The following is a 17,360-nucleotide window of genomic DNA, read 5'->3' on the forward strand; positions in this document are numbered from 1 at the left end:
GGGCCGGCGCGCACCCGCCGCCGGCCCGGGGCGTGTCCGGCGCGCGCTCAGGCGCCGGCGACGGCGGTGAACTCGGCGGTGTGCACCTGGCCGCCGTGCTTGAAGTCCAGGTAGAGCCGGTACGGGCCGGCGGTCGGGGCGACGGCGTGGAAGGTGATGTCCGGGCCGGGCGCGGTGGTGCCGTCGCCGGGCTCGCCGTTGGGGTGGACGTGCAGGTAGGCGAGGTCCGCGGCACGCAGCGCCACCAGGTGGCCGAAAGCGGCGAGGTAGGGCTGGAGGTCGGCCACCGGGGCGCCGTCACGGGTGACGGTGAAGGTGAGCGGCGCGCCCTGGCCCGCGACCAGCCGCCCGTCCAGGGTGACGGTGTAGCCGTCGACCTCGGCGGTGGCGGCGGGCTCCGGCAGCGGCCGGGCGGCGCTCTCGCCGGGGAGGGTGAGGTCCACGCCGAGGGTGAGCGGGTCGGCGCCGACGGCCTTGAAGTCCGCGTACGCGTGGTAGGCGGCGGGGCCGTCGAACGGGGTCGCCACCCGCCAGGTGCCGTCGGCGCCCAGCTCGGGGTGGACGTGGCGGTAGCCGGAGAGGTCGCCGCGCACCACGATCAGGTGCAGCAGCGCCTCGTGCTGCGGCTCGTAGGCGGTGACGGCCTTGCCGTCGGCGTCGGTGATGCGGAAGGTGAACTCGCCCGTGAGGCCGACGGTCTCCGGCACCAGGGTGAAGCCCTGGGCGGAGGCCGCCAGCCCCTGGGGTGCGCCGTGGTGGCCATGGTGTGCGTGCTGCGCGTGCTGCGCCTCGTGCCCGTCGTGCCCGCTGTGCCCCTGGTCGTTCTGATGCGTGGTCATACCGACAACCATGGCCCGCCCGAAGCGAGTTGTCCACGAGAATACGTCCCGTTCACGATACCCCCCACGGGCATTCCGGGCAGGGCGGACCGGTCGGGACGATTCGAGCGCCGGGCCGGGTGTCACGAGGCCTCAGGCGCCCGCCTCCCGGTGCCGCCACCGCACCGGGTCCACGGCCCCCGCCGCACCCGGCGCGGCCCGGACCGGGGTCCGGTAGTCCTCGGTCGAGAGCACCAGCATCTCGTTCTCCCCGGGCCGGAACTCGTAGGCCACCCGCTCCGTCCGGCTCGGGACCCCGAGGGCGGCCAGCTCCTCGCGCAGCCGGTCCAGCCCCGCGTACCGCGCGCCCGTGTCGTGCGCCACCAGGGGGAAGATCCGCACCTCCCGCCGCGCCACCCGGGCGAGCTCCGCCAGGGCCGCCCGGTGGAACTCCTCGCCGAGCCGGCCGCCGTACGAGAACAGCAGGTGCGAGCTGAGCACCAGGTCGAACGAGTCGTCCGCGAAGGGGAGTTCGGGCAGCGAGCCGGCCACGTAGCGGTGCGGGCGGGCGGCGATGTCGGCCCGGAAGGCGCGGGCGTTGGCGGTCCACTGGCGGACCAGGTCGTCCACGTCCGCGTACCAGGACCAGACGTAGCCCGCGGTCTCCTTCACCAGCACCTCGCGCTTGAAGGAGGTCTCCCGCTCGACCAGCAGGCCCAACTCCTCACGGTGCTCGGCGTACTGGCGGTCGACGGCCACCGCGTCGAGGCCGCGGCGCCCGGCCTCCGCCACGAAGCTCGCCGCGCCGCCCGGGCAGTCCAGCACCCGCTGCGCCAGGTCCCGGTCGTCCAGCGCGAACATCGCCCGGTACTCCGCGAAGGAACGTGCGCTGACCAGCACGGCTCACCCCCTCCCGACGAACGGCATGGTGGTCGGGAGCACCACCAGCGACTGGATGGTGGTGTCCGGCGGCTGCGAGGCCATCAGCACCAGGGCCTCGGTGAAGCGCTCCACCGGGATGGTCGCCTCGACGGCCATCGTCCGGTCCGCCTGCATCGCGGCCGGCTGCGGTCCGCCGTCCACCGGGGCGACGTTGCCGACGTCGATCTGTCCACAGGAGATGCCGTACGGCCGGCCGTCCAGGGCGAGCACCTTGGTGAGGCCGAGGACGGCGTGCTTGGCCGCCGTGTACGCGATGGACTGCGGGCGCGGCACGTACGCCGAAGGGGCGCCGTTGTTGATGATCCGGCCGCCCTGCGGGGTCTGGCTGCTCATCACCCGGAAGGCCTCGCGGGCGCAGAGGAAGCCGCCGGTGACGATGGTGTCCAGCACCCGGTTCCAGTCCTCGAAGGGGGTCTCGGTGATCGGCCGGCGCGGGGCGGCGGCGCCCGCGTTGTTGAACAGCAGGTCCAGCCGGCCGTACCGGTCGAGGACGGTGTCGAAGAGCCGGGCGACCTCCTCCGGGCTGCGGATGTCGGTCGGCACGGGCAGCACCCGTTCGGCGTCGGGCCCGGCCAGGGCCACGGTCTCCTCCAGCGCGTCCTTGCGGCGCCCGGCGACGACCACCGTCCAGCCGGCCGCCAGCAGGGCCAGTGCCGAGGCCCGGCCGAGGCCGCTGCCCCCGCCGGTGACGACCGCCACCCGCCCGTGCGGCGCGGCCGCTCCTCCGGGGCTTCCTCCAGCGGTCACAGTTCCCACTCCTCCCCCTCGTTCAGCCAGATCCGCAGCATCCGCCGGGAGTAGCGCCCGGGTTCGTCGACGAACGGGGAACGCCCGTGCAGCACCCGGCTGTTGCGGATGATCAGCAGGTCCCCGGGGCCCATCGGCAGCCCGAAGGCGATCTCCGGCCGGTAGAGCACCTCGTCCAGCACACCCAGCGCCTCCCACTGATGGTCCGTCAATTCGGGGCCGCCACGGTCGGGGGACGACCGGACGGTGCGGGTCTGGTAGTAGCAGCCGATCGTCCCGTCCTTGCGGTCGTAGAGGATCGGGGTGACCACCACCTGCGGGCCGGCCCGGCCGCTGCGGTCGAAGGTCCATTCCTCACGGAGCGTGCCCAGCGCGTCCGGCCGCTCCCGCTCGATCAGGTCGTGCACGTGCCGGGCGCTCGCCAGCTTGGTCAACCCGCCCCCGTCGAATGCGGGTTGGAGGCAGAGCAGGACCAGCAGGTCGCAGGTGTCACAGTGGAAGCCGAGTTCGGTGTTGCCGTCGCCGTCCTGGTCCCGCAGCACCGAGGTGAGGTCACCGCGCCCGTTCTGCGGGACGACCCGGCCGAAGTCCCGCAGCAGGAAGGAGAGCACCTCGGTGATCTCCCGCTCGGGGTGGGACGGATCCACCAGGCCGCTCACATGGGTGATGCCGACCGAGCCGGCGGCGTCCCGGACGAACTCCCGCAGCCGGGCCCGCACCCCCTCGGCCGCGCCCCACCGCCCGGCCCGCGCGTCGGCCCAGAGCAGCCGCCGCTCCCGCTCCGCCAGCCGGAACGACCACAGCTCCCGCCGGGCCTCCAACTCCAGGCTGCTCCAGCCGATTTCGGTCACCGCATCCATGTCCTCTCCTCCCTACCGGCCGCCGGCCCCGACGGCCTTCGCCCACAACTCCAGTCCCTCGTCGATCTGTCCGGCCGTGACGACCAGCGCGGGGATCATCCGGACCACGTTGACGTGGATCCCGCACAGCAACAGCAGCAGTCCGTGCTCGGCCGCCGCCTGCTGGACGCGCCGGGCCGCCTCCGGGTCCGGGGTGCCGTCCGGACGGCAGAACTCGCTCGCGGCCATCAGCCCGAGCCCGCGGACGTCGGCGATCCCGGGCGCCCCGGCGGCGACCTCCCTGAGTCCGGCCAGCAGCCGGGCCCCCTGCTCGGCCGCGTTCTCGACCAGCCGCTCCTCGCGCAGCACCTCCAGGGTCGCCAGGGCGGCGGCGCAGGCCACCGGGTTGCCGCCGTAGGTGCCGCCCTGCGAGCCGGGCCAGGCGCGCGCCATCAGCTCGGCGGGCGCGGCGATCGCGGACAGCGGGAAGCCGCTGGCCAGGCCCTTGGCGGTGATCAGCACATCGGGCCGCACCCCCGCCTCGTACTGGTGGGCCCAGAACCGGCCGGTGCGGCCGAAGCCGCTCTGCACCTCGTCCACCACCAGCAGGATGCCGTGCCGGTCGGCCCGCTCGCGCAGCCCCGCCAGGAAGCCGGCCGGGGCCGGCACGTAGCCGCCCTCGCCGAGCACCGGCTCGACGAACATGGCGGCCGTCTCGACGGGCGCGGAGACCGTGGCGAGGACCTCGTCCAGTCCGCGCAGGGCGTGCGCCACCGCCTCCTCCTCGGACAGACCGAGCCGGAAGGCCGCCGGGAAGGGCGCCACCGCGACCCCGGGCATCATCGGGCCGACGCCCGCCCGGAACCGGGTGCCGGCCGTGGTGAGCGAGGCCGCGCCCATGGTGCGGCCGTGGAAGGAGCCCTCGAAGACGATCACGTTCTGCCGTCCGGTCGCCTGCCGGGCGAGCCTCAGCGCGGCCTCCACCGCCTCGGTGCCGGCGGTGGCGTAGAACAGCGAGTCCAGGCCGGGCGGCAGCACCTCGCCGAGCCGCTCGGTGAGGGTGAGGAGCTGGTCGTGCAACACGGTGGTGTACTGCCCGTGGATGAGCCGGCCGGCCTGTTCGCGGACGGCCTCGACCACCTTCGGGTGGCAGTGACCGGTGCTGGTCACCCCCACGCCGGAGGTGAAGTCGAGGTACCGGCGGCCGTCGGCGTCGTAGAGGTGGAGGCCTTCGCCACGCACGGCGACGACCGGGGTGGCCTGCTTGAGCACCGGGGAGAGCTGGGACACGGAGCCTGCCTTCACGGGTTGGTCCTGCCTTCACGGGTTGGTGGGTTCGGGCCGGCGGGCGGCAGGTAGCCGGCCCCGGCGGCCCAGGTGAGCGCGGCCGACCACCAGCGGGGGGTCGGCGCGGCGAAGCGCACCCCCAGCCGGTCGAGCACCCCGGTGGTGTACGTGCTGTCCACCAGGACGCGCCGCTCCTCCTGCGCCGCCCAGGCGGCGGCCACCCGGGCGGCCGTCGGGTGGCGCCGCTCGGCCCGGGCGAGGGCGGCCGCGAAGCCCTCCTCGTCGGTGAGCCGTACGGGGTGGCCATGCCCGGCCAGCCACCCCACCAGCTCGTCGTGCGGGACGGCGTGCGGCGACTCCACGTGGTACGCGCCGGGCGCGGCGTACGGGTCGAGGGCGATCGCGGCGATCCCGGCGGCCACCGTGTCCACGTGGGAGAACGCGAAGGCGGTGTCCGGCCGGCTCGGCGCGGCGCCGGCCAGCAGGTAGCCGCGGATCAGCTGGTAGATCCGGTTGTCGCCGGCGTTAGCCTGGAACGCGCCGGTCCGGCTGTGCGCCGCGATGTGGCCGCTGCGGTGCAGGTAGGCGGTGTGGCCGCGGACGGCCCAGGCCCGGACGGCCTGCTCGGCCCGGTACTTGGTCCGCTCGTACGGGGTGCGGAAGTGCTGGCCGATCTCCAGGTCCGCCTCGCTGAAGCGGCGCGGCGGGCCGTCCACACCACCGGAGACAGCGAGCGTGGAGACGTGGTGGACCCGGGCGTCCGGGGCGTGCTCCCCGACCCAGTCGAGCAGCCGACGCACCGCCGTGTGGTTGGTGCGCTCCAGTTCGTCGGGCGAGGCCACCAGCCGGACGTCCGCCGCCGCGTGCACCACCAGCCGGGCGCCCCGGGCGAGGTCCAGCCCGGCCGGGGAGAGGCCGAGGCCGTCCCGGTCGATGTCCCCGGCGAGCGCCCGGACGGGGCGGACCGCACCGGCGGCACCGCTGCCGAGCCGTCGCAGCGCCTGGGCGTCGTCGGTGGCCCGGACCAGGCAGGTGACCTCGGCGCCGCGCCGCAGGAAGGCCTCCAGCAGGTGCCGGCCGAGGTAGCCGGTGGCTCCGGTGAGCAGCACCCGGGCGGGTTCGCGCACCGTCGCCCGGGCGGTCGGGGCCGTCGGGGCGACGCCGGCGTGCAGCAGGTGCCCCGAGGTGGACAGCGACGCCCGGACCGGCCGCACGGCCTTCGGCGCACCGGCCTCCGCCGCCACGGCCCGGGCGAACCGCCCGGTGATCCGCTCGGCGGCGTCGTCCGCCGGCCCCGGCCGGCCGTACACCAGGTCGGCCACCAGCCGCCGTTCCACCACCCTTGCGGTGAGCCGGAGTTCGTACAGCGGGTCGCCCCCGGCGCAGCGGGCCACCCCGGCCTGCTCGGCGGCGACGGTCCAGTCCAGCGCGGGCTCCTCGGGCAGCCGGAAGGTGCCGAGGAAGTTGAAGCCGACGGCGGGCCGTTCGCCGGGTGCGTCCATCGGCCGGACGGACGCCTCGCGCAGCCGCCGCGCCACCGTGTCCGGGGTGTCCCCGGCGTCCAGTTCGACGTGTTTGGCGGCGGTGAACCAGCCGACGGTGTCCAGGAACTCACCCGCGTCGCCGGCCGTGTCCCGGCCGTGGGTCTCGACCTCCACGGCGAGCCGGGGGCGGCCGCCGCCGGAGGTGACGGCGCTGTCGGAGGTGACGGCGCCGCCGGCGGTGACGGCGCTGTCGGAGGTGACGGCGCTCTCGGCGGCGACGGCCTCGGCGAAGGCGGCCAGCAGGACGGCCTCCAGCCCGGCCCCGGCGCCGTGCCGGGCGATCAGCCGGGCGGTGGGCTCCGGGTCGAGCGCCCAGCTGAGCGCGGCGGGCCGTTGGGCCGACGGTTCCTCGACGGAGGCCTCCACCGGGACGGTCCCGCCCGGCGGCGTCACCGCCGCCGCCCAGGCGTAGAAGTCCGCCGTCGGCGGCAGGTCGGCCGGCTTGTGGTCGAGCACCGCCCGGTAGGCGTGCGCCAGGTCGTCCAGCAGGATCCGCCAGGACAGCCCGTCGACCACCAGGTGGTGTGCGATCAGCGCGAGCCGGTCGTCGGTGCCGGGCGGGCCCGAGAAGAGGTGGACCCGGAGCAGCCGGGCGGCCGACGGGTCGAGGCTGCGGTGGAGTTCGGTGCAGACCCCGGCGACGGTCTCCGCGATCTCTCCGGCCGCGCGCGGGATCCGGGAGTGGGAGACGGGATCGAGGGCGGTCACCGGCCGGGGCTCCCCGCAACCCTCCGGGGAGATCGGGCGGCGCAGCGCCGGGTGCCGTTCCAGCACGGCCGAGACGGCCGCCGAGAGCGCCCGCGGGTCGACGGTGGCGCCGCAGCGCAGCAGCACCGACTGGTTCCAGTGCCGCACCTCCCGGAGCGGCAGCTGTCGGTACAACCACCGCTGTGCCGGGGCAAGTTGACCGCAGCCGGAGCCGCCGCGCGGAGCCGGCACGGTGGGCACGGCCGGGACGGCGGCCGCCGCCAGGCCCTCCGCTGTCGGGTGCCGGTAGAAGTCCTCGTAGGCGACCCGCAGGCCCGAACGCCGCAGGAGGGCGATGGTGCGCATGGCGAGGATGGAGTCCCCGCCGAGGCTCAGCACGTCGGTGCGCGGCCCGACCGCGGGCAGGCCGAGCGCGGCCGCCCAGAACCGGGCGATCTCCCCGGCCGGGCCCGCCCCGGCGGTGCCGCCCGACTCGGCCCGGGCCTCGACCAGTTCGGCCGCCAGCTCGGCCAGCCGCTGCCGGTCGAGCTTGCCGTTCGGCCCGACCGGGAACCGCGGCAGCACCAGGATCGGCTGCGGCACGGAGTAGCCGGGCAGCCGGTCCCGCAGGTACGCCGCCAGTCCCCCGACCCCGCCGGACGAGTCCACCAGCCGTACCACGCCGATCAGTTGGTTGCCGAGCGCGTCCGCCCGCAGCAGCGCCGCCGAGCGGACCACCTCCGGGTGGCCGTCCATGGCCCGCTCGACCTCGGCGAGGTCCACCCGGTAGCCGCGGACCTTCACCTGGCGGTCCACCCGGCCCAGGAAGACCAGGTTCCCGTCCGCCCGCTTCCGGCACAGGTCGCCGGTGCGGTAGACCAGCCGGCCGTCACGGCGGACGAAGCCGCGGGCGGTCTCGGCCGGCCGGCCGAAGTACCCGGGGGTCACTCCCCGGCCGCCGATGAGCAGTTCGCCCACCTCGCCGTCCGGCACCGCCCGGCCCTCGCCGTCCACCACTGTCAGCAGCACCTCGCCGATCCCGGTGCCGATCGGTACGGTCGCCTCCTCGGCGGGCAGTTGGCGGGCGGAGGTGACCGGCAGGCAGGTGGCGCCGACGGTGGTCTCGGTCGGGCCGTAGTGGTTGACCAGGCGTGCGGTGGTGCCGCCGTCGAGCAGGGCGGCGGCGAGCGGGCGCGGCAGCGGCTCGCCGCCGAGCAGCACGGTGCCCAGCGGCGGGGAACCGGCCGGGCGGCCCTCCAGCAGGGCGGTCAGGTGCGAGGGGGTGGTCTTCAGTACGTCCACCCGGGCGCGGCGCAGCGAGGCCCAGAAGGCCTCCGGGTCGCGCACCTCGTGGTCCGGGACGAGGTGCACCGAGCCGCCGGTGGCCAGGGCGAGCAGCCAGGCGGTGTGGCCGAGGTCGGCGGCCAGGGTGGTGACGTGCGCGGCGCACGGCGCGTCGGCCTCGGTGAGGTCGAGCCGTCCGGCCAGCGCGCGGGCGTAGTGCACGGCGTTGGCGTGGGTGACGGCCACCGCTTTGGGTTCGCCGCTCGATCCGGAGGTGAAGGAGAGGTACGCGAGGTCCTCGCCCCGTACCTCGGTCTCCACCGTCGGCAGGGCCGGCGGCGCCGACCGGTCCGGCAGTACCGGCAGTACCGGCTGGTCCGGCAGCGCGGCGAGGTCGACCCGCTCTCCGCCGAGGCCCTCCTCGGTGGCCAGCACCCGGGCCACCCCGACGGCGGCCAGCCGCCGGGCCAGGTCGGCCGCCGACCAGTCCGGGTCGGCCAGCACGGCCGCGGCGCCCGAGCGGAGCACCCCGTACAGCAGCACCAGCATCCGGGCGTCCCGGGGCCCGACCAGGGCGACCCGGTCTCCCCGGCCGGTGCCGGCGGCGGCCAGCCGGGCGGCGATCCGGGCGGCCGCCGCGTCGACCGTGCGGTAGTCGAAGGTGCGGACGCCGTCACCCAGGGCGGGCCGGTCGGGGTGGGTCCGGGCGAGGTGCGCGAGCAGTTCGGGCAGCGAGCGGGCACCGCGATCGGGGTCCACCTCATGAGCGGGGTCCACCGAGGGCGCGGCGTCGGCACCGCGGTCGGGGTCGGGGTCGGGAGCGAGGTCGAGGTCGAGGTCGGTCGAGGTGGCGGCGTCGGGCTCGTGAGCGGGGTCCACCGAGGCGGCGGCGTCGGCCGGTTCGGCGGACGGTGTGCACCGGAGGTGCCGGGTCGCGGAGGTCACGCCGCCCCGCCCCTCCTCCGGCCCGCCCGGACGGGCCCGGCGGCCACCCCGGGGTCGCCCGCCAGGTAGCCGTCCAGGCCCGCCCACGCGGGCAGCCGCCCGCCCAACTCCCAGGCCAGCATGCGGTGCAGGCCGTCGACGTGGATCAGGCCCGAGCGGACCTCCAGGTCTCCGTAGTCGGAGTGGTCGATCGGGGCGGTGCTGAGGAAGACGGGCGTGAAGGGGGCCTCCCCCAGCAGCCGCAGCTTCGCCGCGCAGACCGGGTTGGCGACGGCCCAGGCGGCCCCGCCGGCGCGGATCCGCCCGGCCGCCTCGGCGACCGTCAGCCCGGAGCGCGGCACCAGTTCGAGTTCGCCGCCCTCGCTGAGGTGCCAGGGCAGCACGACGCCCAGGACGTCCGCCCGGGTGAGCCGGATCCGCCACCAGCCGCCGGGGATGCGGTCGGCGCGTTCCAGGCTCTCCTCGCCGTACGGGTTGCTGTTCGCCTCGTGGTCCCGCTCCACCGGGTGGTCCCGCAGGTAGGCGTCGTGGACCTCGGGGTAGGCGACGGCGGTGACGATCTCCACGCAGTGCTCCTCAGACGGTTCCGGTGTGCTCGGTTCCGGTGCCCTCGGCGCCGGCGTGCCCTGCCTCGGCGTACTCCGCGCCGGAGTACCCGGCGGTGGCATACGCGGTGCCGACGTACTCGGTGAAGTGCCGCTCCGCGAACAGCTCCGGCCACTGGCCGTCGGCCAGGTCCAGTTCGCGGGCCCGGGCGAGCATCTCCCGCCAGTACGGCTTCACCGGGCGCCAGCGCGCCCCCACCTGGCAGTACGAGGCGTCGACGAAGTACCGGGGCCGGCCCGGCCCCTCGGGCGCCGGTCTGCGGGTGTGGAACAGCGCCGAGTTGAGCAGCACCGTCGAGCCGGGCGGCAGCCGGTCGATGAGCACCTCGCCGGGCAGTTCCGCGGTGCCGTGGTGGGCGAAGGCGGTCTTGCCGACGACGCTCAGGTGCGAGCCGGGCAGCACGGCCAGGCCGCCGACCTTCTCGTCCAGTCCGCCGAGGTAGTGCAGCGCGTGGACCATCAGCAGCGACGGGTCGGAGCGGTCGTTCGGCTCGCAGTCGTGGTGCCAGGGCTTGCCCGGGACGCCGGGGTCCTGGCGGTCGCTGTGCAGGTGGTGGAAGACGAAGTCCGGCCCGAGCAGGCGGGTCAGGGCGCGCATCAGCGGCGGGTGGGTGAGGAGTTGACCGTGGGCGGGCAGTTCCAGTTCCAGCAGTGGTGGCGGTCCGTGGCGTGACGGGTCGGCGCACGCGGCGATCGACCGGGCGCGCAGGCCCTCGTCGACCCACCGGTCGACCTCGGGGGCGAGCCGTTCGCGCAGCGCCTCCGGCAGCAGGCCGGGCAGGACGAGGTACCCGGACTCCAGGAACTGACGGCGGTGCTCGGTGTCGAGGGCCTCACGCCCTCCGGGGAACATCGTCACCGACCCGATCCCCTCCTTCCGTTCGTCTGGGCACACGAGGGGACTCGGCGCGGCGGGTCCTGTCGCCGTGGGGTTCGGCACAGCGGGTCCTGACGCCACGGGATTCGGCACTGCGGGTCCTGGCGCCGTGGGGGCTTGGCGCCACAGGGGGTGGCACGAGCAAGGAGGCACACGGGGGTCATCCAGACCTCGGGTGGCGGCGGAGCGTCCGTCACAGGCGCTGCGGCCGCCACGGCTGAATCGCGATCACCACGAAGAGACATGCGTTGATCACGCAAGGTAGTCCGTCCCAGGAGTATGACCCTGCCCTCGCGTCCACGACAAGGCCATGCCAACTCGTGGACACCTTCCCGCCACCATGCGGTTCAGCTCCGGCCACCAGTCGACTTCCGCCCCACCGGAAACAACGGGCCGCTCCCGTCCCGGTGATTCGCCGCAGGAACAGCGGATGCGGCACAGTGAGGTCATGAGTGCGGGAACCAGGAGCCACCGAACGACCGGGCCGGCCAGGCGCCGTCCGGTCCAGCAGCGCAGCCAGGAGCGGTACGGCCGCATCCTGGACGCCTGCGCCGGACTGCTGGACGAGGTCGGGGCGACCGCGCTCACCACCAAGGAGGTCGCCCAGCGCGCCCAGGTGCCGATCGGCACCCTGTACCAGTTCTTCGCCGGCAAGGAGGACCTGCTGGCGGCGCTCGCCACCCGCAACCTCGACCACTACCTCCAGCGCCTGGACGCCCGGCTGGCCGCCTCCGCACCGGTCGGCCCCGCCCTGTTCACCGACCTCGCCGTGGAGGAGTTCGTGGCGATGAAGCGCGCGGTGCCGGGCTTCGGCCAGGTGGACTTCGGCCTGGCCGGCGGCCCGGTCGTCCCCCGGGGCGTCCGGGACGACCGGCACCTGCTGGACGCGGGCGTGGACAACAACACCGCCGTCGCCCTGCGGCTCCAGGCGCTCGGCGGCGAACTGTTCCGCTCCGGCGACCCGGCGGCCACCACGCTGACCCTGCGGGTGGCCCTGGAGGCGGCCGACGCGGTGCTCAAACTGGCCTTCCGGGAGGCCCCGGACGGCGATCCGGCGCTGATCGCCGAGTGCAAGCGGCTGGTGAGCGGCTACCTCGCGCAACAGCCGTCCGCCCACTGACGCCCACTGACGCCCCGGGCCGGCCGCCCCGCGCGCCCCACCCGCCCGAGGCGTTGCGAGCCCGGCGCACCCGCAGCACAGTGGATAGCGGGAACGGCCGTGGAGGCGGCCGGCACGCACGACCGGAGGAGCAGACCATGCACGCAGCGGTAGGCGACCAGCTCCACATCCACAGCAGGTCGGTGGGCATGGTGGACCAGAAGGGCGAGATCGTCGAGGTGCGCGGCACCGACGGCCAGCCGCCCTACGTGGTCCGCTTCGAGGACGGCCACGAAGGCCTGATCTACCCCGGCCCCGACTGCAACGTCGAACAGCGCCAGGCGGAACGCTGACGGACACCCCCGCCGCCCCGCGTCGCAGGCACGCGCGGCGGTGAGGAGCGGTGTCCGCCCCCACCACCCCGCTGCCCGGGGCCCTCGCCGGGCTCGCGCCACTGCTGGACCACTACGGGTACCTCGCGGTGGCGCTGCTCGTGCTGCTGGACAACTGCGGCATCCCCGTGCCCGGCCAGACCATCCTGGTGCTGGCCTCGGTGTACGCCGGCACCGGGCACCTGGACGTCGCCGCCGTACTGCTGATCGCGGCCGGCGCCGCCGCGCTCGGCAACACCCTCGGCTACCTGATCGGCCGCACCGGCGGACGCGCCTTCGTCCACCGCTGGGGCCGCTACGTCCTGCTCACCCCGGCCCGGATGGAGCGCGCGGACGGCTTCTTCGCCCGGCACGGCGGCAAGGTGGTCACGGTCGCCCGCTTCGTGGACGGACTGCGCCAGTACAACGGGATCATCGCCGGGACGACGGAGATGCCCTGGCGCCGGTTCCTGCCGTACAACCTGCTCGGCGCGGTGCTGTGGACGGCGGTCTGGGGCACCTTCGGCTACGTCGCCGGAGCCAACATCGGCACGGTGTACCACACGGCGCTGCGCTACCAGGTCTGGTTCGCGATCGGGCTGGGGGCGCTGGTCGCGGCCTTCCTGCTGCGCCAGGTGCTGCGCTACCGGCGCCGGCGCCGCACGGACACCGACGCCGCCGGGGGGCCCGACTAGGCCCTGTCCGGCCCTAGCGCAGCGGGAACACCTCGAACGGCACCGCGAAGCGCGTCCCCAGCCGGCTGCCCGCGCTCCTGCCGAAGCCCTCCAGGAACTCCCGCGGCTGCGCCATCGCCCCGCCCAGCCCGGCCAGGTACGCCCTGTGCTCCGCCAGCGAGGCGACGCCGCGCTCGAAGTGCCCGGTGGTGTCCACCGCGTGCCCGGCCTCCGGCGAGGCCACCGCCCAGATCTGCCGGACGCCGTTCCACGGCTCGTGGCCCTCGGCGAGCAGTTCGCGGAACACCCAGCGGTTCCCGGCGTCCCGGACGCCGTCCAGGGTGGCCCGGCCGACCGCGATGTGGTCGGCCTGGTTGAGCAGCACCCCGCCGTAGGTGTCCCGGAAGTTGCTGGTGATCACGATGTCCGGCCGGTGTCTGCGCACCGCCCGGGCGATGTCCCGGCGCAGCGGCAGCCCGTACTCCAGCACGCCGTCCGGGTGGCCGAGGAACTCCACGGTGTCCACGCCGACCACCCGCGCCGAGGCGATCTGCTCGGCCTCGCGCAGCGGGCCGCACTCCTCGGGGGCCAGCGAGTCGATGCCCGCCTCGCCGCTGGTGACCATCACGTAGACGACCGTCTTGCCCTGGGAGGTCCAGCGGGCGACGGCCGCGGCCCCGCCGTACTCCATGTCGTCGGGGTGGGCGACGACCACCAGCGCGGTCCGCCAGTCCTCGTCCACGGGCTCGAAGGGCGCGGGGGCCTGCTCACTGGTCATGCTGCTCGTTCCTCTCGGTGCGGCTCACGGACGTCCTGACGCCCGCCGGACACGGGTACCCGCCCCGGCCTCGCGGCGGGAACCCCCGGTGCGCCGACGGCGTCCGAACGATCATGACCCGCACCCGGCTCGCTTTCCTGTACGCCGCACTCGGCCTGATCATCCCGGAGACCGTCGTCCTGCTCTGGCTCGGCTCCGCCGCGGTCCTCGCGAGCGGCGGGCTCGGTCCCGACGACCGTGGCGAGCCGGCCTCGGGACACCCCGTGCTCTGGGGCGCGCTCACGCTCGCCGCGGCGATCACGCTCAACGTGCTGGCGGTCCGTCAGGTGTCGCGGATGGGCATGCCCGGCGAGCGCGTCGGCCTGCGCAGGGCCGCGCTCACGGGCACGGCGCTGGTGCAACTCGGGGTGATCGCCGTCGGCGCCCGGATGGAGAGCGCCCTCATCGCCGCCGGCCCGGCCCTCGTCCTGGTCGCCGTCGCACCGCTGGCCGCGCGGCTCGCCTCTGACGCACGCGTCAGGGGTTAGCGTCCGGGCGGCCCGGACGCCGCATCCCCGCCCCGCCGGTCCGCTGCGCGGCCTCTCCTGGCCCCGACACCTTCGCCCCCGTCGTCCACGCCCGCCTGGCCGCCCTGAACGCTGAGATCGCCCGGCTCACCGCCCTGCGCGACAGGCTCGCCCACCACATCGGGACGGGCGGCGCGGAGGTTCCGGCGGGAGGCTGACGGAGAAACCCGCCCGGGACCTCGCGACGGGGGTGCGCGAGGTCCCGGGCGAGCGGAACGGGGGTGTCAGGCCGCGTCGGCGGCGAGGCCGGGCTGTGCCGGGGCGTCGGCGGACTCCGGGTGGGGCCAGCGGATCCGGGTGGCGCACAGGGAGACGACGGCCGCCGAGGCGGCGACGGCGACCATGCCCCAGAGCAGGCTGGTGGCTCCGGCGATGAAGCCGATCACGGCGGGGCCGGCCAGCAGGCCGGTGGTGCCCATGGCGGCGACCAGGGAGAGCGCGTCGGCGCCCTGCCGGGCGGCGGCGACGTAGACGCACGGGGTCACCGCCGCCACGCCGAGGCCGACGCAGGCGAAGCCGAGCAGGGTCGGGACGACACCTCCGACCGCCAGGGCGAGGGCGAGTCCGAGGCCGGCCAGCAGGCTGCCGGTGCGCACGATCCGCCCGTCGCCGAAGCGGGTGCGCCAGCCGTCCGCGAAGATCCGGGCGCAGACCATCATCACCGAGACCACCGCGATGCCCATCGGCGCCAGCCCGGCGTCGGCGTGCACGTAGTCCTTGAGGTAGAGCGCCGACCAGTCGTTCATGGCGCCCTCGGTGACGGTGCCGAAGACCATCGCCAGACCCATCCAGAGGGTCGCGACGGTCGGCAGCACGAAGCCCCGGCGCCGCTTCCCCTCCTCCGGTTCGGCGTCCTCCGGTGCGGCGGCGGCCTCGGCCGGGCCGTCCGCCAGCAGCGCCGGCCGGGCGGCCACGACCAGCACCGCGAGCAGGGCGGCGGCCAGCCCGAAGTGCACCGCCAGGGTGCCGGTGAGGGAGGTGACGCCCGAGGCCAGCAGCGCGGCGAACAGCGATCCGGCGCTGAAGGTGGCGTGCAGCCGGGACATCGTGGTCCGCTCGAAGCGGGCCTCCAGCGCCGCGCCCTGGGCGTTCATCGCGACGTTCAGGGCGCCGACCGCGGCACCGTCGAGGAACAGCACCAGCAGCGTCAACGGGTAGTTCGGCACCACCGACAGCGCGAGCAGGATCACGCCGAGGACGAGCGCGGAGAGCACCGAGAGCAGGCGGGAGCCGAGCCGCCGCATCAGCACCGCGACCAGGGGGAAGGACACCGCCGCGCCGATTCCGCAGGTCATCAGCAGCAGCCCGATCTGGGCCTCGCCCAGGTCGAGCCGCGCCTTGAGCGCGGGCACCCGGGAGACCCAGGTCGCGTACTGGAATCCGAGGACGAAGAACAGTGCGCCGATGGCCACTTGGGACCGGCGGAAGTCGTCGCGAACGGGGGACATCGGTATCAGCCCACTTCGGCTCTGGGGTGCGGCCCGGTGACCGGGCCGGTGGAGTGCGGCAGCGCCCGGACCGGGACGGGGTCCAGCGGCATCGCCATGTAGACCGCCCGGGTGCCGTAGCTCTCGGGCAGCTCGATCTCGGGCCGGGCCCGGTAGCCCAACGGGGTCCACAGCACGTGCGAACCGCGGACGGCGACCAGCGAGGCGGTCCGGTAGCCGGCCGTCCGGGCGGTGTCCTCCAGGTGCCGCAGCATCCGCTGGGACAGGCCCCGGCCGCGCAGGTCCTCGGCGATCACCAGGTCGTGCGCGTGCATGTTGGTAGGCCGTTCCCCGGCGCCGTCGCGGTCCTCGCTGCGGCTGAGGTCCGGGCAGGCGAACAGCGGGTACGGGAGGGCGAGCAGGTAGCCGCCGAGGCCGCCCTCGTGCTCCAGGACGAAGCAGGTGTCCGGCGAGGCGGCGTGCCGGGAGCGGAGCGCCTCGCGGCCCTCGGACAGGCCGCTGGCGGCGTAGGCGCGCTCCTCCAGCGCGACCACGCCGTCCCAGTCCTCCTCCCGGAGCAGCCGGATGCGCAGGCCGGCCGGGGCCGCGGCCGGAAGGTCCGTCAGGGTGCTGGTGTCGGTCATGCGGTGCCTCCGTGGTGGCCCGGGCCACCGCTGCCACCGATGCAGGTGTACGGCAGCGGCGCGAAGCCGTTGAACCCGCGGGTGGCGTAGGCCGTGGCGTACGCGCCGCAGGAGTGGATCCAGACCGGGTCGCCGGAGCCGACCGCGCGCGGGACGCGCACCAGGCCGCCCTCCTGGGCGTACGCGTCGTCGCTGTCGCAGGTCGGGCCGGCCACCACGGCGTTGACGAACTGGCCGCCGGGGTGGGTGGGGAACTCCAGCCGGTACTGCAACTGGTCCATCTCGTACAGGCCGTTGAACTTGCCGCAGCTCAGGTAGAGCCAGCTCTCCCGGGTGCCGTCGAGACGGCCGCGCGAGGTGAGCCGGGCGACCTGCGCGCGGATCGCGCCGTGGTCGGCGACCAGGTGGCGCCCGGGCTCCAGCAGGAACTCCAGCGGCCCGGCGTTGACGGCGCGCAGCCGCTCCATGCCCTCGCGGATGACCGTGAACATCTTGTCCAGCGGCGGGTCGAGCGGGCGCCCGTGCCGGTCGAGGACGCCGAGGGCGGGCAGGCCGCCGCCGAGGTTGATCCGGGTCGGCGTGATGCCGCGCCAGTTGAGCGCCTCCAGCACGGCGGCCAGCGAGTCGATCGCGCCGCCCCAGGCCTCGGCGGTCATCTGCTGGGAGCCGACGTGCACCGACAGGCCGGACGGGACGAGCCCGGCGGCACGGGCTTCGTCGAGCACCCGCAGCGCGTCCTCGGGCGAGCAGCCGAACTTGTGGCTCAGGCCCCACAGCGCGCCCTCGCCGGTGGTCGCGACGCGGCAGAACACCCGTGCGCCGGGGGCGTGTTCGGCGATCGCCGCGACGTCCTCCAGGCTGTCGGTGGCGAAGTCCCGCACGCCCAGCCGGTGGGCCTCGGCGATGTTGCGGTCGGACTTGATGGTGTTGCCGTAGTGGATCAGCTCGGGGGCGACGCCCGTGCGCAGCGCCTGGGCGATCTCCTGGGGGCCGGCCGCGTCGAAGCCGGAGCCGAGTGCGGCGAGGTGGTCCAGCACCTCGTCCACCGGGCAGGCCTTCATCGCGAACCGGACGGCCACACCGGGCAGTTCGGCGCACAGCGCGGCGTACTGGCGGCCGATGCCGTCGAGGTCGTAGATGATCCGGTCGTCGGTGGCGGCGGCGAGGGCGGCGCGCAGCGCGGCGCGGTCGCGCTCGTCGGGGTGGAACGTCCCGGACGGCGGCGG

The 17,360-nt window shown here is 75.3% G+C and carries 16 protein-coding genes; 4 read left to right on the top strand and 12 right to left on the bottom strand.

What is annotated here, in order from left to right; genetic code table 11:
- Positions 1–47: 47 nt before the first annotated feature.
- The 8 genes from ACFRAR_RS27825 to ACFRAR_RS27860 all read right to left on the bottom strand — a co-directional run bounded on the left by ACFRAR_RS27825 (position 48) and on the right by ACFRAR_RS27860 (position 10,551).
- Positions 48–839, bottom strand: a complete 792-nt coding sequence (locus tag ACFRAR_RS27825) for a hypothetical protein (protein ID WP_380700998.1) — start codon at positions 837–839, stop codon at positions 48–50.
- A 132-nt stretch (positions 840–971) separates the two neighbouring features.
- A complete protein-coding gene (locus ACFRAR_RS27830; RefSeq protein WP_380701000.1) occupies positions 972–1,718 on the bottom strand; it encodes a methyltransferase domain-containing protein in 747 nt (248 codons plus the stop codon).
- A gap of 3 nt (positions 1,719–1,721) precedes the next feature.
- Positions 1,722–2,507, bottom strand: a complete 786-nt coding sequence (locus tag ACFRAR_RS27835; RefSeq protein WP_380701002.1) for an SDR family oxidoreductase — start codon at positions 2,505–2,507, stop codon at positions 1,722–1,724.
- Complete coding sequence (locus ACFRAR_RS27840) at positions 2,504–3,367, bottom strand: TauD/TfdA family dioxygenase (protein ID WP_380701004.1); 864 nt, start codon at positions 3,365–3,367, stop codon at positions 2,504–2,506. Before ACFRAR_RS27840 ends, ACFRAR_RS27835 begins: the two co-directional genes overlap by 4 nt.
- Positions 3,368–3,379: 12 nt before the next feature.
- Entirely contained in the window at positions 3,380–4,636 is a 1,257-nt protein-coding gene (locus ACFRAR_RS27845) for an aspartate aminotransferase family protein (protein ID WP_380701056.1), read from the bottom strand.
- Positions 4,637–4,647: 11 nt separating this feature from the next.
- Complete coding sequence (locus tag ACFRAR_RS27850) at positions 4,648–9,093, bottom strand: AMP-binding protein (protein ID WP_380701006.1); 4,446 nt, start codon at positions 9,091–9,093, stop codon at positions 4,648–4,650.
- The gene (locus tag ACFRAR_RS27855) at positions 9,090–9,659 is read right to left on the bottom strand and encodes a DUF6309 family protein (protein ID WP_380701008.1); all 570 of its coding nucleotides are present in this window, start codon (positions 9,657–9,659) and stop codon (positions 9,090–9,092) included. Before ACFRAR_RS27855 ends, ACFRAR_RS27850 begins: the two co-directional genes overlap by 4 nt.
- A 10-nt stretch (positions 9,660–9,669) precedes the next feature.
- Positions 9,670–10,551, bottom strand: a complete 882-nt coding sequence (locus ACFRAR_RS27860) for a phytanoyl-CoA dioxygenase family protein (protein WP_380701058.1) — start codon at positions 10,549–10,551, stop codon at positions 9,670–9,672.
- Positions 10,552–11,023: 472 nt separating this feature from the next.
- Here ACFRAR_RS27860 and ACFRAR_RS27865 point away from each other — a divergent pair, with 472 nt between their 5' ends.
- From ACFRAR_RS27865 to ACFRAR_RS27875, 3 genes are all read left to right on the top strand, one after another.
- Entirely contained in the window at positions 11,024–11,695 is a 672-nt protein-coding gene (locus ACFRAR_RS27865; protein WP_380701010.1) for a TetR family transcriptional regulator, read from the top strand.
- A gap of 137 nt (positions 11,696–11,832) precedes the next feature.
- Positions 11,833–12,027, top strand: coding sequence for a DUF1918 domain-containing protein (locus ACFRAR_RS27870; protein WP_380701012.1), 195 nt, complete (start codon positions 11,833–11,835; stop codon positions 12,025–12,027).
- A 50-nt stretch (positions 12,028–12,077) separates the two neighbouring features.
- Complete coding sequence (locus ACFRAR_RS27875) at positions 12,078–12,740, top strand: DedA family protein (RefSeq protein WP_380701014.1); 663 nt, start codon at positions 12,078–12,080, stop codon at positions 12,738–12,740.
- Between the two features lie 13 nt (positions 12,741–12,753).
- Here ACFRAR_RS27875 and ACFRAR_RS27880 read toward each other — a convergent pair whose 3' ends face one another.
- Positions 12,754–13,497: a PIG-L deacetylase family protein gene (locus ACFRAR_RS27880; protein WP_380701016.1), complete on the bottom strand. Its 744-nt coding sequence runs from the start codon at positions 13,495–13,497 to the stop codon at positions 12,754–12,756.
- Positions 13,498–13,610: 113 nt separating this feature from the next.
- Between ACFRAR_RS27880 and ACFRAR_RS27885 the strand changes: the two genes are divergently transcribed.
- Positions 13,611–14,024, top strand: a complete 414-nt coding sequence (locus ACFRAR_RS27885) for a hypothetical protein (protein ID WP_380701018.1) — start codon at positions 13,611–13,613, stop codon at positions 14,022–14,024.
- A 263-nt stretch (positions 14,025–14,287) separates the two neighbouring features.
- Here ACFRAR_RS27885 and ACFRAR_RS27890 read toward each other — a convergent pair whose 3' ends face one another.
- From ACFRAR_RS27890 to ACFRAR_RS27900, 3 genes are read right to left on the bottom strand one after another with little or no spacing between them, the layout of a single operon-like run.
- Complete coding sequence (locus ACFRAR_RS27890) at positions 14,288–15,511, bottom strand: MFS transporter (protein WP_380701020.1); 1,224 nt, start codon at positions 15,509–15,511, stop codon at positions 14,288–14,290.
- A gap of 5 nt (positions 15,512–15,516) precedes the next feature.
- The gene (locus ACFRAR_RS27895; RefSeq protein ID WP_380701022.1) at positions 15,517–16,134 is read right to left on the bottom strand and encodes a GNAT family N-acetyltransferase; all 618 of its coding nucleotides are present in this window, start codon (positions 16,132–16,134) and stop codon (positions 15,517–15,519) included.
- On the bottom strand, positions 16,131–17,312 hold the full coding sequence (locus ACFRAR_RS27900; protein ID WP_380701060.1) for a type III PLP-dependent enzyme: 1,182 nt from the start codon (positions 17,310–17,312) through the stop codon (positions 16,131–16,133). Before ACFRAR_RS27900 ends, ACFRAR_RS27895 begins: the two co-directional genes overlap by 4 nt.
- Positions 17,313–17,360: the final 48 nt, after the last annotated feature.

Origin of the sequence: Kitasatospora sp. NPDC056651 (assembly GCF_042792155.1) — a bacterium.
Lineage (GTDB): Bacteria > Actinomycetota > Actinomycetes > Streptomycetales > Streptomycetaceae > Kitasatospora.